This is a genomic window from Methylobacterium phyllosphaerae (assembly GCF_001936175.1).
Lineage (GTDB): Bacteria > Pseudomonadota > Alphaproteobacteria > Rhizobiales > Beijerinckiaceae > Methylobacterium > Methylobacterium fujisawaense.
Window position 1 is genome coordinate 219992 of sequence record NZ_CP015367.1, and the last position, 14879, is coordinate 234870.

Annotated in this window: 17 protein-coding genes; 15 read left to right on the plus strand and 2 right to left on the minus strand. The window is 68.2% G+C overall.

All coding sequences use genetic code 11. The features are described 5' to 3' along the window. Positions 1–119 precede the first annotated feature (119 nt). The 12 genes from MCBMB27_RS01095 to MCBMB27_RS01150 all read left to right on the plus strand — a co-directional run bounded on the left by MCBMB27_RS01095 (position 120) and on the right by MCBMB27_RS01150 (position 10648). Positions 120–1289 carry a cysteine desulfurase family protein gene (locus MCBMB27_RS01095; protein WP_075379669.1) on the plus strand — a complete coding sequence of 390 codons (1170 nt, stop codon included), beginning with the start codon at positions 120–122 and terminating at the stop codon, positions 1287–1289. Positions 1290–1357: 68 nt separating this feature from the next. Further along, entirely contained in the window at positions 1358–2827 is a 1470-nt protein-coding gene (gene sufB, locus MCBMB27_RS01100; protein WP_043351940.1) for a Fe-S cluster assembly protein SufB, read from the plus strand. 25 nt (positions 2828–2852) lie between these two features. Next, complete coding sequence (locus MCBMB27_RS01105; protein WP_075379670.1) at positions 2853–3092, plus strand: cytoplasmic protein; 240 nt, start codon at positions 2853–2855, stop codon at positions 3090–3092. Between the two features lie 15 nt (positions 3093–3107). Next, entirely contained in the window at positions 3108–3860 is a 753-nt protein-coding gene (gene sufC / locus MCBMB27_RS01110) for a Fe-S cluster assembly ATPase SufC (protein WP_043351937.1), read from the plus strand. 3 nt (positions 3861–3863) lie between these two features. After that, positions 3864–5186 (plus strand): SufB/SufD family protein, encoded by a 1323-nt coding sequence (locus tag MCBMB27_RS01115; RefSeq protein ID WP_075379671.1) that lies wholly within the window; start codon positions 3864–3866, stop codon positions 5184–5186. A gap of 187 nt (positions 5187–5373) precedes the next feature. Next, complete coding sequence (locus MCBMB27_RS01120; RefSeq protein WP_075379672.1) at positions 5374–6618, plus strand: cysteine desulfurase; 1245 nt, start codon at positions 5374–5376, stop codon at positions 6616–6618. Between the two features lie 52 nt (positions 6619–6670). After that, positions 6671–7054: an SUF system Fe-S cluster assembly protein gene (locus tag MCBMB27_RS01125; RefSeq protein WP_043351932.1), complete on the plus strand. Its 384-nt coding sequence runs from the start codon at positions 6671–6673 to the stop codon at positions 7052–7054. Positions 7055–7299: 245 nt separating this feature from the next. Further along, the gene (locus MCBMB27_RS01130) at positions 7300–7629 is read left to right on the plus strand and encodes a hypothetical protein (RefSeq protein ID WP_075379673.1); all 330 of its coding nucleotides are present in this window, start codon (positions 7300–7302) and stop codon (positions 7627–7629) included. Between the two features lie 299 nt (positions 7630–7928). After that, positions 7929–8240, plus strand: coding sequence for a hypothetical protein (locus MCBMB27_RS01135; RefSeq protein ID WP_043351929.1), 312 nt, complete (start codon positions 7929–7931; stop codon positions 8238–8240). A gap of 271 nt (positions 8241–8511) precedes the next feature. Further along, the gene (locus MCBMB27_RS01140) at positions 8512–8763 is read left to right on the plus strand and encodes a beta/alpha barrel domain-containing protein (protein WP_043351927.1); all 252 of its coding nucleotides are present in this window, start codon (positions 8512–8514) and stop codon (positions 8761–8763) included. A 176-nt stretch (positions 8764–8939) separates the two neighbouring features. After that, complete coding sequence (locus MCBMB27_RS01145) at positions 8940–9872, plus strand: ABC transporter ATP-binding protein (protein WP_043351926.1); 933 nt, start codon at positions 8940–8942, stop codon at positions 9870–9872. Continuing rightward, a complete protein-coding gene (locus MCBMB27_RS01150; RefSeq protein ID WP_043351924.1) occupies positions 9869–10648 on the plus strand; it encodes an ABC transporter permease in 780 nt (259 codons plus the stop codon). Before MCBMB27_RS01145 ends, MCBMB27_RS01150 begins: the two co-directional genes overlap by 4 nt. A 4-nt stretch (positions 10649–10652) precedes the next feature. On the opposite strand, the gene MCBMB27_RS01155 is transcribed toward MCBMB27_RS01150, so the two are convergent. Continuing rightward, on the minus strand, positions 10653–11417 hold the full coding sequence (locus MCBMB27_RS01155; protein ID WP_075379674.1) for an alpha/beta fold hydrolase: 765 nt from the start codon (positions 11415–11417) through the stop codon (positions 10653–10655). Between the two features lie 116 nt (positions 11418–11533). Here MCBMB27_RS01155 and MCBMB27_RS01160 point away from each other — a divergent pair, with 116 nt between their 5' ends. Continuing rightward, positions 11534–12376, plus strand: coding sequence for an FkbM family methyltransferase (locus tag MCBMB27_RS01160; protein ID WP_075379675.1), 843 nt, complete (start codon positions 11534–11536; stop codon positions 12374–12376). Here MCBMB27_RS01160 and sfsA read toward each other — a convergent pair. Next, positions 12363–13076: a DNA/RNA nuclease SfsA gene (sfsA, locus tag MCBMB27_RS01165; RefSeq protein ID WP_043351919.1), complete on the minus strand. Its 714-nt coding sequence runs from the start codon at positions 13074–13076 to the stop codon at positions 12363–12365. The two genes, MCBMB27_RS01160 and sfsA, sit on opposite strands and share 14 nt — an antisense overlap. 77 nt (positions 13077–13153) lie before the next feature. On the opposite strand from sfsA, the gene MCBMB27_RS01170 reads away from it, so the two are divergent. Together MCBMB27_RS01170 and MCBMB27_RS01175 are read left to right on the plus strand one after the other, a co-directional pair. After that, positions 13154–13894: a competence/damage-inducible protein A gene (locus MCBMB27_RS01170; protein ID WP_043755823.1), complete on the plus strand. Its 741-nt coding sequence runs from the start codon at positions 13154–13156 to the stop codon at positions 13892–13894. A gap of 50 nt (positions 13895–13944) precedes the next feature. Then, positions 13945–14814, plus strand: a complete 870-nt coding sequence (locus MCBMB27_RS01175; protein WP_075379676.1) for a formate/nitrite transporter family protein — start codon at positions 13945–13947, stop codon at positions 14812–14814. The last annotated feature ends 65 nt before the right edge of the window (positions 14815–14879 follow it).

Below are 14879 nucleotides of genomic sequence, written 5' to 3' on the forward strand. Positions count from 1 at the left end.
GCCACGCCGACCGGATTGGGGCGGCGGGATCTCATTCTCTCGGCGCGCCTTAGCACGGCGAGCCGGTGCGCGGGCAAGGAATTGTGACGCGCCGCAGCAGAGGACTTAACGGAACGCGGATGAGCCGGGGACGCGCCTATCTCGACTACAATGCGACAGCTCCGGTCCGTCCGGCCGTCGCCGAGGCGGTGGCGCGCGCGCTGATGCTCCCCGGTAACCCGTCCTCGATCCACGCGGAGGGGCGGGCCGCCCGGGCCGCTCTTGAAGCGGCCCGCGCCGAAGTCGCGGCCCTGGTGACGGCGCGGCCCGAACAGGTCGTCTTCACCAGCGGCGGCACCGAAGCCGCCAACGCCGCCCTGTCGGGCGCCCTGCGTCGCCGCAGCACGCCGGCTCCGACCCGGCTCCTCTACTCGGCGACGGAGCACCCCTGCGTCGCGGCGGGTCACCGGTTCCCGGAAACGGCCGCGGAGGCGTTGCCGGTCACGGCCGACGGCGTGGTCGACCTCGCCGCCCTGGGGACACGGCTCTCCGCGCTGTCCGACGAGTCCGTGCTCGTCTCGGTCCATGCCGCCAACAACGAGACCGGCGCCGTGCAGCCGCTGGCCGACATCGTCGGGTTGGCTCGCGAGCACGGCCGGACCTTGGTCCACAGCGACGCTGTGCAGGCGGCCGGGAAGATCCCCCTCGACATGGCCGGCCTCGGCCTCGACGCGCTGACCCTGTCGGGCCACAAGTTCGCGGCTCCGAAGGGTGTCGGCGCGCTGGTGCTGGCCGACGGCGTCACCCTGGAGACCGCCTTTTTGCGGGGCGGCGGGCAGGAGCGCCGGCAGCGCTGCGGCACCGAGTGCATGCCGGCCATCGTCGGCATGGGCGAGGCCGCGCGGATCGCCCGCGAGTCGCTCGACCGGGAGAGCGCGCGCCTCGGGGCGCTGCGCGACCGGATCGAGGCTGGCATCCGGGCCCTGGCGCCCGACGCGGTGGTGTTCGCCGCCGGGGCTCAGCGCCTGCCCAACACCCTCAGCTTCTCGGTCCCGGGCCTCGATGCGCCCTCGGCCCTGATCGCCCTCGACCTCGCCGGCGTGGCGGTGTCGTCGGGCTCGGCCTGCTCGTCGGGCAAGGTCGCGCGCTCGGCGACGCTCGCCGCGATGGGCGTCGGTCCTGACCTCGCCGGGGGGGCGCTGCGCGTCAGCCTCGGCTGGAACACGGTGGACGAGGAGGTGGCATGCTTCCTCGACGCCTTCGAACGGGCCTTGCAGCCCCTATATAGACGGCGAGGACAGGCGGCCTGAGGGCCGCGCCCCCGCTATCCGACAGACGCTTCCCGGCCCTTGACGCCGGAGATGCCCAGGAGACGCTGATGCCTGCCGTGCAGGAAACCATCGACCGGGTCCGCTCGATCGACCTCGACCAGTACAAGTACGGGTTTGAGACCACCATCGAGATGGAGAAGTCCGCGAAGGGCATCTCCGAGGACGTCGTGCGCTTCATCTCCGCCAAGAAGAACGAGCCCGCGTGGCTGCTGGAGTGGCGCCTCGACGCCTACAAGCGCTGGCTGACCATGAAGGAGCCGGAGTGGGCGCGGGTCTCCTACGACAAGGTCGATTACAACGACATCTACTACTATGCGGCGCCCAAGCGTCCGGCGGCGATGTCGCTCGACGAGATCGATCCTGAGATCCTGAAGACCTACGAGAAGCTCGGCATCCCGCTCCGCGAGGTCGAGGTGCTGGAGGGCATCGCGCCGGAGCGCCGCGTCGCGGTCGACGCCGTGTTCGACTCGGTCTCGGTGGCCACCACCTTCAAGAAGGAGCTGGAGAAGGCCGGCGTGATCTTCATGCCGATCTCCGAGGCCGTGCGCGAGCATCCCGAGCTGGTGAAAAAGTACCTCGGCTCGGTCGTGCCGGTGACCGACAACTTCTTCGCCACGCTCAACTCGGCCGTGTTCTCGGACGGGTCGTTCGTCTACATTCCGCCGGGCGTGCGCTGCCCGATGGAGCTGTCGACCTATTTCCGCATCAACGAGCGCGACACCGGCCAGTTCGAGCGCACGCTTATCATCGCCGACAAGGGCTCCTACGTCTCGTATCTCGAGGGCTGCACCGCCCCGAAGCGCGACGACAACCAGCTCCACGCCGCGGTGGTCGAGCTCGTCGCCCTCGACGATGCCGAGATCAAGTACTCGACGGTCCAGAACTGGTATCCGGGCGACAACGAGGGCAAGGGCGGCATCTACAACTTCGTGACCAAGCGCGGCGATTGCCGTGGCGCCCGCTCGAAGATCTCGTGGACGCAGGTCGAGACCGGCTCGGCGATCACGTGGAAGTACCCGTCCTGCATCCTGCGCGGCGACGATTCCCGCGGCGAGTTCTACTCGATCGCGGTGTCGAACGGCATGCAGCAGGTCGATTCCGGCACCAAGATGATCCATCTCGGCAAGAACACGACGAGCCGGATCATCTCGAAGGGCATCTCGGCGGGTCGGTCGCAGAACACCTACCGGGGGCTCGTCTCGGCCCACAGGAAGGCTTCCAACGCCCGGAACTTCACGAACTGCGACTCCCTGCTGATCGGCGACCAGTGCGGCGCGCACACCGTGCCCTATATCGAGTCGAAGAACGCCTCGGCGGTGTTCGAACACGAGGCGACAACCTCGAAGATCTCCGAGGACCAGAAGTTCTACTGTCAGCAGCGCGGCCTCTCCGAGGAGGAGGCGACCGCACTCATCGTCAACGGCTTCGTCCGGGACGTGCTGCAGCAGCTGCCCATGGAGTTCGCCGTCGAGGCGCAGAAGCTGATCTCGATCAGCCTGGAAGGCTCGGTGGGCTGACCGCCTGGGCGGTTTCGACGACGACGTGCTGCGGGCCGCGCATCGGCACAGCGCGCGGCACGCCGACGAGGTCAGGAGCAGCGTCCTGTGCGGATGCTTCTTCTGCCTCGAGGTTTTCGCGCCGGACGAGATCGCGGGGTGGATCGCCGATGATGGCACCGCCCTCTGTCCCCGGTGCGGCATCGACGCGGTGACCGGCGATCTCTCCGGCTACCCGGCCGGGAACCTCGCGTTCCTGAGGGCGATGCGAGACAAATGGTTTTGAAGGACTTGGACTGACATGCTGGAAATCAAGAACCTCGTCGTGCAGATCGAGGACAACCGCATCCTGAACGGCCTGAACCTGACCGTGAACGACGGCGAGGTCGCGGCGATCATGGGGCCGAACGGCTCGGGCAAGTCGACCCTGTCGTACGTCATCGCCGGCAAGGAGGACTACGAGGTCCTCGACGGTGAGATCCTGCTCGACGGGCAGAACGTGCTGGAGATGGCCGCCGACGAGCGCGCCGCGGCCGGTATCTTCCTGGCCTTCCAGTACCCGCTGGAGATCCCCGGCGTCGGCACCATGACCTTCCTCAAGGCCTGCCTCAACGCGCAGCGCAAGGCGCGCGGCGAGGCGGAGCTGTCGACCCCCGACTTCATCCGGGCGGTGAACGGCGCCGCCGACAAGCTCGAGATCAACAAGGAGATGCTCAAGCGCGCCCTCAACGTCGGTTTCTCCGGCGGCGAGAAGAAGCGCATGGAGATCCTCCAGATGGCGCTGCTGCAGCCGAAGTTCTGCGTGCTCGACGAGACCGATTCCGGCCTCGACATCGACGCCCTGCGCATCGTGTCCGAGGGCGTGAACGCGCTGCGCGACAAGAACCGCTCGTTCCTGGTCATCACCCACTACCAGCGGCTGCTCAACCACATCGTGCCCGACACCGTGCACGTCATGTCGAAGGGTCAGATCGTGAAGACCGGCGGCAAGGAGCTCGCCCTCGAACTCGAGGCCTCCGGCTACGCCGAGTATCGCACCAACGAGGCGGCCTGAACCATGGCCGGCGTCACCAACCTCCGCTCCCCCGCCGAGGCCGGCCTGTCGAAGCTGTTCGAATCGGCCCGCCAGAGCTTCGCCAGCGAGACGGCGATCGCCCGCGAGGAGGCGTTCCGCTTCTTCGAGGCGACCGGCCTGCCCAGCCGCCGGGTCGAGGCCTTCAAGTACACGGATCTGCGCGCCGCCATCACCGAGGCCGCGCCGCCGGCCGATGCGCCGAGCCTCGAGGTCGCCAAGGCGGCCGTCGCGCAGGCGAAGGGCTTCGCCGGCATCGAGGCCGCGCGCCTGACCTTCGTGAACGGACACCTCATCGGCGAACTGTCGGATCTCGATGCGATCCCCGAGGGTGTCACGGTCGTGTCGATGTCGGAGGCCCTCGCCCAGGGCCATGCCGGCCTGAAGCAGCTCGCCCCGGTCGCACAGGCCCGGGAGAACCCGGTCTACCAGCTCAACACCGCCTTCCTGGCCGATGGCGCGGTGATCACGGTCGCTGCCGGTGCGAAGCCGGTGCGGCCGCTGCATCTCCGCTTCGTGGGCACCGGCGACGCGCCGTTCTCCACGGCGACCCGCGTGCTCGTCCAGCTGGGCGAGGGCGCGGAGTTCAGCCTGCTGGAGAGCCATGAGGGAACGGACGGCCTCACCTGCCAGCCGAACGACGCCCTCGACGTGGTGGTCGGCCCGAAGGCTGCCTTCCGGCACACCCGCCTGAACATCGAGGGCGATGCCACCATCGCGCTCTCGACCCTGTCGTTGAAGGTCGAGGCGGAGGGGCAGGTGGAAACCGTGAACCTCGTGACCGGAGCGGTGCTGTCGCGCCACCAGATCTTCGTCCACATCGCGGGCGAGGACACGAACGTGGTCGTCAACGGCGCGGCCATGCTGCGCAGGGGACAGCTCGCCGACTCGACGCTGCTCGCCGACCATGCCGCCGTGGGCGGTGTCGGCCGCGAGCAGTTCAAGTGGATCATCGACGGTGACGCCACCGGCGTGTTCCAGGGCAAGATCATCGTCCGTCAGGCCGCCCAGAAGACCGACGGCAAGATGAAGTCTGACTGCCTCCTCCTCACGGACGAGGGGCAGATGATGAACAAGCCGGAGCTGGAGATCTTCGCCGACGACGTCGCCTGCGGCCACGGGGCCACCTGCGGTGCGCCGGACGACGATCTGCTGTTCTACCTGATGGCGCGCGGCCTGCCGCGCGCGATCGCCGAGAGCCTGCTCGTGCAGGCCTTCGTGGGTGAGGCGGTGGAAGCGGTCACGCATGAGGGCGCCCGCGCGGCGCTGGTCGGCGAGATCGAGGTCTGGCTGAAGGCACGGGTGTAGCGTCCGCAACCCGCTCCGTCCCGCACGCGATGCGCTCTCCTCCCCCGTGCGGGGAGGAGCCCGAGGTGGGAGCGGCGCCGGTCGAATCTCGGCGGCGCCTCATGAACCGCCCGCACCCTTACCCCTCCCCGCATGGGGGAGGGGGCCCGTCCTCTTCGAAGGGTGGGCGCTCAGTGAGTGAGAAGCGATGAACGCACCCGTCCTCACCCCCGCCTACGACGTCGAAGCGATCCGCAAGGATTTCCCGATCCTAGGCCAGCAGGTCTACGGCAAGAAGCTGGTCTACCTAGACAACGCCGCTTCGGCGCAGAAGCCCCGTCAGGTGATCGACGCGATGGTCTCCTGCATGGAGACCGGCTACGCCAACGTCCACCGCGGCCTGCACTACATGGCGAACGCCGCCACGGAGGGCTTCGAGGGCGCCCGTGAGACCACGCGGCAGTTCCTCAACGCCGCCTCCACGGACGAGATCATCTTCACCCGCAACGCCACCGAGGCCTACAACCTCGTGGCCTCGTCGATGGGCTGGGCCGGCCTGATCGGGGAGGGGGACGAGATCATCCTCTCGATCATGGAGCACCACTCCAACATCGTACCCTGGCACTTCCTGCGCGAGCGCCGGGGCGCCGTGATCAAGTGGGCACCGGTGGACGACCAGGGCAACTTCCTGGTGGAGGAATACGAGAAGCTGTTCTCGCCCCGCACCAAGATGGTGGCGATCACCCACATGTCGAACGTGCTGGGCACGGTGACGCCCGCCGCGGAAATCGTGCGTATCGCCCATGCCCACGGCGTCCCGGTTCTGCTCGACGGCGCACAGAGCGCGGTCCATCAGCCCGTCGACGTGCAGGCGCTCGATTGCGACTTCTTCGTCTTCACCGGCCACAAGGTCTACGGGCCGACCGGGATCGGCGTGCTCTACGGCAAGAAGGAATGGCTGGAGCGCCTGCCGCCCTACCAGGGCGGCGGCGAGATGATCCGGACGGTGAGCGAGGACGCGGTCACCTACAACGACCCGCCGCACAAATTCGAGGCGGGCACCCCGGCCATCATCGAGGCTGTCGGCCTCGGCGCGGCGCTGGAATACATGATGACGCTGGGACGCGACGCGATCGCCGCGCACGAGGCGAAGCTGACGGCTTACGCGCAGGAGCGGCTCGGCGCGATGAACGCCCTGCGCCTGATCGGCACGGCTGCCGGCAAGGGCGGTGTGATCGCCTTCGAGATGAAGGGCGCTCATGCCCACGACATCGCCACGGTCATCGACCGCCAGGGCGTGGCGGTCCGGGCCGGGACCCACTGCGCCATGCCGCTGCTCCAGCGGTTCGGTGTGACCTCGACCTGCCGCGCGTCCTTCGGGCTCTACAACACGACCGCCGAGATCGATGCCCTTGCCGAAGCCCTCGGCAGGGCGGAGATGCTGTTTACCTGATATCTGGATCCGAGGCTGGTCCCGTCCGCGCGGGTCCGGGGAGAGTGAAGCGATGACCACCGACGCCACCATCACGGGGGGCATGAACGCCCCCGCCGTCGAAGGCGATTCCGCGATCCCGCAGGCGGAGCTCGATCGCCTGACCGACGACATCGTCGCAGCCCTGAAGACCGTCTACGATCCCGAGATTCCGGCCGACATCTACGAACTCGGCCTGATCTACAAGGTCGATATCGGCGACGATCGGAAGGTCGCCATCGACATGACGCTGACCGCCCCGGGCTGCCCGGTGGCCGGTGAGATGCCGGGCTGGGTGGAGAACGCGGTGAGCGCCGTGCCGGGCGTCCAGTCCTGTTCGGTGACCATGGTGTTCGATCCGCCGTGGGATCAGAGCCGCATGTCGGACGAGGCGCGCGTCGCCCTCGACATGTGGTAGGGCGGATCCGCGTTCACAGGCTCCTGAACACGCATGGGCGCGTGCCGCGAGGCGCGTGACCGCGCTTGAGTTTCGCTGCTGCGACAAGGGCATAAGCCGAAACGTTGGCGTTGCGAAGGAATGGACGGCACCGGCGGACCTGCGGCGATCTACGTAGCCGTTAAGGTCTCGCTAACCATCGCGGCGCAGAGCGGAGACGGCCGCAGCAACAGCGGCAACTCCCTCGATACGGTTGGTGAAAACGGATGGCTTCGGGCTACGTGGTCGCGGCGTTCCTGGAGGCGGCCGGGCTGGTCGGCCTCGTGATCGCGGTGCTCCGGATACGGACGGAACGCCAGGCGAAGGCCGCCGAATTGCGGAGCTTTCTCCGCTCCGGGCAGATCCCGTCCGCCACCGCCGGAACGCTCCGCCGCGTGGACTTCGCGTCGCACGCGGTCGCCGTCCCGTTCACACCGGGCCGTGGCAGCGGATTGCAGGGCCGCCCTTCGGCAGCCCGCTCGGCGCTCGGACGCGCCATCGTGCGCGGCGGCCCGGCCCTGCCGCCCCACCTGACCGGTGCAATCAGCGCAGGATGATGTCGAGGCCGCTGCCGAACAGAACGACGGCGCTGAGCGTCAGCATGAACTTCAGATCTTCCAGGCGCGCGCTCATGATCGATCCTCGTTGTTCGGCTGACGGGCCGCCGCTGCGATGTCCGATCATCATCCAAAGCGTGGGATTCTCGCGAGTCCTTTCAGGTTCCGTTAGGGATTTACCGACGGTTTCTGTTTACTAACGTTACCGCTGCGTTAATTCGGGATCCGCAGGCGGCGGTTCATCTTGGTCCGATCCGATGCGGCGCTACGCACCTGCTGGAAGCAGGAAGGTTCGAGCCATGGCCCCATCACCGCCCACGACCGTCCGGCGGGCGCTCGATTGGCTGTTCCGCGACAGGAACACCGGCGCCATGACGGTGGCCCAGTGGCCCAATCTGCCGCTCTGGCTGTTTGCTGGCTTCAGTCTGGCCGCTTGGTCGGCGCAGGAGCAGGGGCCGCTCGCATCCTGGCTGTCCCTTGGGGCAGATCTTGCGCTGGCTTGGTGGGCTGCCGATGAGCTGCTGCGCGGCGTGAATCCCTGGCGTCGATTTCTCGGCGGTGCGACGATCCTGGGATTGGCCGCGCTGTTCGCCCTGCGCCACGCGGCCTAGGGCGGCATTGTCGCCACCTATAGTTGTATTTTTTGATGATGTTCCAGCGTGGAGGTTGCCTCACGCTGGCCGAATCCGGAGGCAGGCCCACCGATCTGCCTCTACGCGCCAGCCATCCGGCCTTAAGTCGCAGCCCTCTTCCGAGGTAGAGCCATAACGGTAGGTTGCACCCGCCGCGAGAGTGTGAATGGTAGAGCCGCGCCGCGCGAACGGCGCGTGTGTGGGACCCCGTGCATTCGCGCTCGGCTGAAGGATTGGTTTCGAAGAGATCATGACGGACGCGGGCGGATTCGATCTCGACGGCGCGGCCCAGTCGGCTCGTGAGCGGGACAAGCTGCTTCGAGACATCGCCCGCATGTTGAACGTTCCGGAATCCACATTCCGGAGGCCGCCAGCCTCCGGGGGAACCCGCGGCCCGAGCGCCGCGGAATGTGCCGCGCTGCTGACGGCATTCTCGCGCATCGAGGACCCGGATCTCCGGAAGGAGTGCGTGGCGCTGGCGGAGCGCTACGGCCGCACGTGAGGGACGCGGCGTCCTCGCGGTGCGGTGGCACACACGGGGTCTGTCAGCACCGTGATTGCCGCGTGCTATAGGGGCGCCCGCTACCGAAGACGGTCCGATCGGTCGGCCCACCGCGTTTCCGGTGCCGGCCTCATGGCTGCCGGCACCGCGCATGCCCCAGCTCGTTCCAGGCCCCGATGCCGATCATCTCCATCTCGAAGCTGTCGAAGACCTACACGTCCGGCTTCACCGCCCTGCGCGACATCGACCTCGCCATCGAGCGGGGGGAGATCTTCGCGTTGCTGGGTCCGAACGGTGCCGGCAAGTCGACGCTCATCAACATCGTCTGCGGCATCGTCACCGCCAGTTCGGGAAGCGTTCTGGTCGACGGCCACGACATCGTGGCGGATTACCGCGCCGCGCGCCGGGCGATCGGCCTCGTGCCGCAGGAACTGACTACCGACGCCTTCGAGACGGTGCTGAACACCGTGAGCTTCTCCCGCGGTCTGTTCGGGATGAAGCCCGATGCCGGGCATATCGAGCGGATCCTGCGGGCGCTGTCCCTCTGGGACAAGCGCGACAGCCGGCTGATGACCCTGTCGGGTGGGATGAAGCGGCGGGTGCTCATCGCCAAGGCGCTGTCGCACGAGCCCCGGGTGCTGTTCCTCGACGAGCCCACCGCAGGCGTCGACGTGGAGCTGCGCCAGGATATGTGGCGCCTCGTGCGCGACCTGCGCCAGCAGGGCGTCACCGTCATTCTCACCACCCATTACATCGAAGAGGCCGAGGAAATGGCCGACCGCATCGGCGTGATCCGCCGGGGCGAGATCATTCTGGTCGAGGAGAAGGCCGCGCTGATGCACAAGCTCGGGCGCAAGCGGCTGACCCTGCATCTCCAGCAGCCGATCACCGCGGTGCCGCCGGAACTCGCCGATTACGGCCTGGCGCTCTCCGGGGAGGGGAGCGAGCTGGTCTATACCTATGACACCCGCGCCGAGCGGACCGGCATCACGGGGCTTCTCACCGGCCTGGCGGCGGCGGGCATCCGCTTCAAGGACCTTCACACCGAACAGAGTTCGCTGGAGGACATCTTCGTGGGCCTCGTGCGCGAGGAGAGGGCACAGGCATGAGCGCGGCGTTCACCCTGAACTGGCCGGCGGTCCGGGCCATCTACCGGTTCGAGATGGGCCGCTTCTGGCGCACCGCCGGGCAGAGCATCCTGGCTCCGGTCATCTCGACCACCCTGTACTTCGTGGTGTTCGGCGCCGCGATCGGCTCCCGGGTCTCGGCGGTCGACGGCGTGCCCTACGGGCTGTTCATCGTGCCCGGCCTGATCATGCTCTCGCTGCTCACGCAGAGCATCTCGAACGCCTCCTTCGGCATCTACTTCCCGCGCTTCGCCGGTACGATCTACGAGATCCTGTCGGCGCCGATCTCGCCGCTCGAGGTGGTGCTGGGCTTCGTCGGCGCGGCGGCCTCCAAATCGATCCTGATCGGGCTGATCATCCTGGCGACGTCGGCCCTGTTCGTGCCGCTGCGGATCGATCACCCGCTCTGGATGCTGGGCTTCCTGCTCCTCACCGCGGTGACCTTCAGCCTGTTCGGCTTCGTCATCGGCCTGTGGGCGGACGGCTTCGAAAAGCTGCAGCTGGTGCCGCTCCTCGTCGTGACCCCGCTCACCTTCCTGGGCGGCAGCTTCTACGCGATCTCCATGCTGCCGCCCTTCTGGCACGCGGTGAGCCTGCTCAACCCGGTCGTGTACCTGATCAGCGGTTTCCGCTGGGCGTTCTTCGGCAAGGCGGACGTGAACATCGCGATCAGCCTCGGCATGACCGCGCTGTTCCTGGTGATCTGCCTCGGCCTCGTCACCTACATCTTCCGGACGGGCTACCGGCTGAAGAGCTGAGGCTTCAGGGCTGCGCGGCCAGGAAGGCCAGCACCCCGTCCCGGTGCGGCTTGGCACCGACCGCGGTGGAGTGGTCCTTGCCCTCGATCTCGAGGGCCCGGGCGTCCGGGATCAGGGCGGCGAGCCCCGGGCCGGAGCCCGCGACCGTATCGAGGGTCCCGACCGAGACCAGAACCGGGACCTCGATCTGCGCGAGTTCCCCCCGGCTCAGCGTCTGACGTGAGCCGCGCATGCACGCGGCCAGCGCCCGCAGGTCGCTGCGGGTCTGCTCCGCGAAGGTGCGGAAGGCTGCGGCCGTCGGGTTGGGCGCCGGCGTCCCGCCGGGCGCCTCCAGGGCCTCGGCGATGCCCGAGGGCAAACCCTTGCCTTCGATGAGGTGCATCCCGAGGCCGCCGATCAGGGCCGAGCGAACCCGGTCCGCATGGTCCAGGGCAATATGGGCGGTGATCCGCCCGCCCATCGAGTAGCCCATGACGTGAGCGCGCTCGATGCCGAGATGGTCGAGAAGCCGGATCGCGTCGTTGGCCATCGCGTCGGAGCTGTAGGCGGCCGGATCGTAGAGCTTCTCGCTCTCGCCGTGACCGCGGTTGTCGAGCGCGATCGCGCGGTAGCCGGCCTGGGTCAGGGCGCGCACCCACTGGGTATTGACCCAATTGACCGCATGGTTCGACGCGAAACCATGGATCAGAAGGATCGGCTTCCCGGCCCCGTCCGCGGGCGGGACGTCGATATAGGCGATCCGCACGCCGTCGGAATTAAAGGACTCCATGCCGCGCAACCCGTGTTCATCAAGCTCGGCCACGGCTTAGACCACCGGAGCGCGCCGGAGCAACGTGGATCGATCCGCTTGCGGCTCGGGGCGCCGGCTGGCAAACCGCCCCGGTCATGACCGACATCCAGCCCTACGGCACCTATGAACCGTCCGGTCTCGTCGCGGCGATCACCCGCCGCACGAACCGGATCCCGGCCGAATCCTGGTACGGGCGGCGCCTCGCGTTGTTCCTGCGCCGGATCGCCATCGCGCGGCTCGGGGGCAAGCCCCTCGACGTGACCCGCTACGGCGCGCGGATGCGGCTGCACCCCTACAACAACAACTGCGAGAAGAAGGTGCTCTTCACCCCGCAGTTCTTCGATCCGGAAGAGCGCGCGCTGCTCCAGGAGCACCTGCCGAGGGACTGCGTGTTCCTCGACATCGGAGCCAATGTCGGCGCCTACGCCCTGTGCGTGGCCGCCTTCTCGGGCCCGGGCGCACGGATCGTCGCGGTCGAGCCCCAGCCCGACGTGTTCGACCGCCTGACCTACAACATCGCCCAGAACCCGTTCCACACCGTGAAGGCGGTCGCCTGCGCGGTGGCCGACAAGGCGGGCGAGCTGACCCTGTTCATCGATCCGCGCAACCGCGGCGAGTCGAGCCTGCGCATCGTCGGCACTAACGAGGGTGCGCGGATCACCGTCCCGGCGGTGACGCTCCTCGATCTCCTGCGGAGCGAGGGCCTCACCCGGGTCGATGCGGTCAAGCTAGACGTCGAGGGCGCCGAGGACCTCATCCTGGAGCCGTTCCTGCGCGAGGCGCCGGACGCGCTCCTGCCGCGGATCCTGCTGATCGAGAACGGCACCGGGCAGTGGCAGCTCGACCTGCTGCAGCATCTGGCGCGCTACGGCTATCGCGAGATCGCCCGCTCCCGGCTGAACCTGATGTTCGAGCGCAGCACCGTCAGGGCGGCGTGACCACCGGAATCTCCCCGGCGAGGACGACGCCCTCCGGCCCGACGGCGCATCGGTAGGCCCGGACCGCCACACCCGCCGCTCGCGCCTCCCGGAACGCCCGGTCGAAGGTGGGGTCGATGTCGCGGGCGACGTCGAACGCCTCGGCCTTCATCTGCACGACGATGACCACCAGCGCCCGGCCCCCCTCGGCCACGACCTGAGCCAGGTCGCGCATGTGCCGGGCGCTGCGAGCGGCTTTGCAATCGGGGAATTCCGCGAGGCCCGCCCGACGCATCATGTGGCAGTTCTTCACCTCGACGTGGCAGGGGCCGGCCACCGCGCCGCTCGCCAGAAAATCGACCCGGCTGGCCTCGGCATAGCGGACCTCCGGCTTCAGCGTATCGTGGCCGGCGAGCGCCGTGATCGCGCCGGCGCGAAAGGCCTCGGCCACGAGGGCGTTCGGGCGCAGGGTGTTGATGCCGACCCATTGCAGCCCCCCGGGCAGGTCGGCCTCCACCAGCTCCCAGGTCAGCGGCAGCTTGCGTGCCGGATTGGTCGAGCGCGACAGCAGCACCCGGGCGCCGGGCGTGTTCAGCCCGAGCATCGCTCCGGGATTGGGACAGTGCACCGTGACCCGTCCCTCATCGGTATCGATGTCGGCCAGGAAGCGCTTGTAGCGTTGCACGAGCCGTCCCGGCACGAGCGGCGCGGCGAACTGCATCGGATCCTCGGGGTTCACGTAGTCGCGGGCAGCGGTTGCGCTATCTGCCTGCAGGCCCCGCCCGACGCCAGAGTTCCATGCCCCAGCCTTCCGAATCCGTCACCGCCGCGATCCTCGTCATCGGCGATGAGATCCTCTCGGGTCGCACCAAGGACAAGAACATCGGCACGATCGCCGACTTCCTCACCGCCGCCGGCATCGACCTGCGCGAGGTGCGGATCGTGCCCGACGAGGCCGCCATGATCGTCGAGGCGGTCAACGCCCTGCGTGCCCGCTACACCTATCTGTTCACCACCGGCGGGATCGGCCCGACCCACGACGACATCACCGCCGATTGCGTGGCCGAGGCCTTCGGGGTCGGCATCGATGTCGATGAGCGGGCGCGTGCGATGCTGCTGGAGCGGCACAAGCCCGAGGACCTGAACGCGGCGCGCCTGCGCATGGCGCGGATTCCGTTCGGAGCCGACCTGATCGCCAACCCGGTCTCGAAAGCGCCGGGCTTCCGCCTCGGCAATGTCCACGTGATGGCCGGCGTGCCCGGCATCATGCAGGCCATGCTGGATTCGATCGCCCCGACGCTGACAGGCGGCGCCGCGATGCTGTCCGAGACGATCGAGGCGGCCGGCCTGCCGGAGGGCAACTACGCGGGCGACCTCGGCGAGATCGCCAAGGCGCGGCCGGCCGTCTCCATCGGCTCGTATCCCGCGATGACTCCGGACGGTTTTCGCAACCGGATCGTCGTGCGCAGCCGGGACGCGCAGGCGCTCGCGGAGGCGCGGAGCGCGGTCGAGGCGCTGGTGGCGCGTCTCTCGGCCTGACGGACTATCCTGCATCCGATCGGATCGAGTTGCGTTGCGGAGCTGGGCGGATGGTTCGGGACAAGAATAAGCGCGGCGATCCGGAGGCTCGCCGCGACGCGTTGCTGAAGGAAGTCTCCGAGATCGTACGGCCCGATGCCTACGTCCTGCACGAGGTCATCCGGCTCGGCGGCGACGAGGAGCTGCGGCGCCACGGCCTCGCCCTGTTCCTCTCGGCCTTCGCCGCCGGCCTGAGCATCGCCCTGTCCCTAATCGTGCCGGGGGTTCTGCGGAGCCACCTGCCCGAGACCGATTGGGCCAAGATCGTAAGTTCGATGGGCTATGCGGTGGGATTTCTGGTCGTCGTCCTCGGGCGCCAGCAGCTCTTCACCGAGAACACGATCACGCCGATCCTGCCGCTGCTGCACGACCGCTCGGTGAAGACGGGCCTCCGGGTCATCCGGCTCTGGACCATCGTGCTGTCGGGCAACATCCTGGGAACCCTGGCGATCGCGACGCTGCTCGCACATTCGGGCGCCTTCGAGCCGCTGGTCCTCAAGGCTTTCGCGGAGATTAGCCACGATGCCATCGCGCACGGCTTCTGGGCGACGTTCATCAAGGCGGTCTTCGCCGGCTGGATGATCGCCCTGATGGTCTGGTTCCTCCCCGCCACGGCCAGCGCGGCGCCGTTCGTGATCCTGCTGATGACGTGGCTGGTGGCGCTCTGCAGCCTCGCCCACATCGTCGCCGGCTCCGTGGAGGCCTTCTACTTGGTCGTTACGGGGGCGGCCTCAATGGGCGATTACGGGCTGAAGTTCTTCCTCCCCACGCTCCTCGGCAACACCTTCGGCGGCGTGGCGCTGGTGGCGGTGCTGAATTACGGGCAGGTCGCTCCGGAGGTGGAAGAGACCAAGGCCGTCGAGGGAGAGCGGGCGGATTAGACCCGGACGCCCGGTCCAGAACCGGTCCTGCCACCGCGCGGATCGAGCGCGGTCCGCCCCGACGC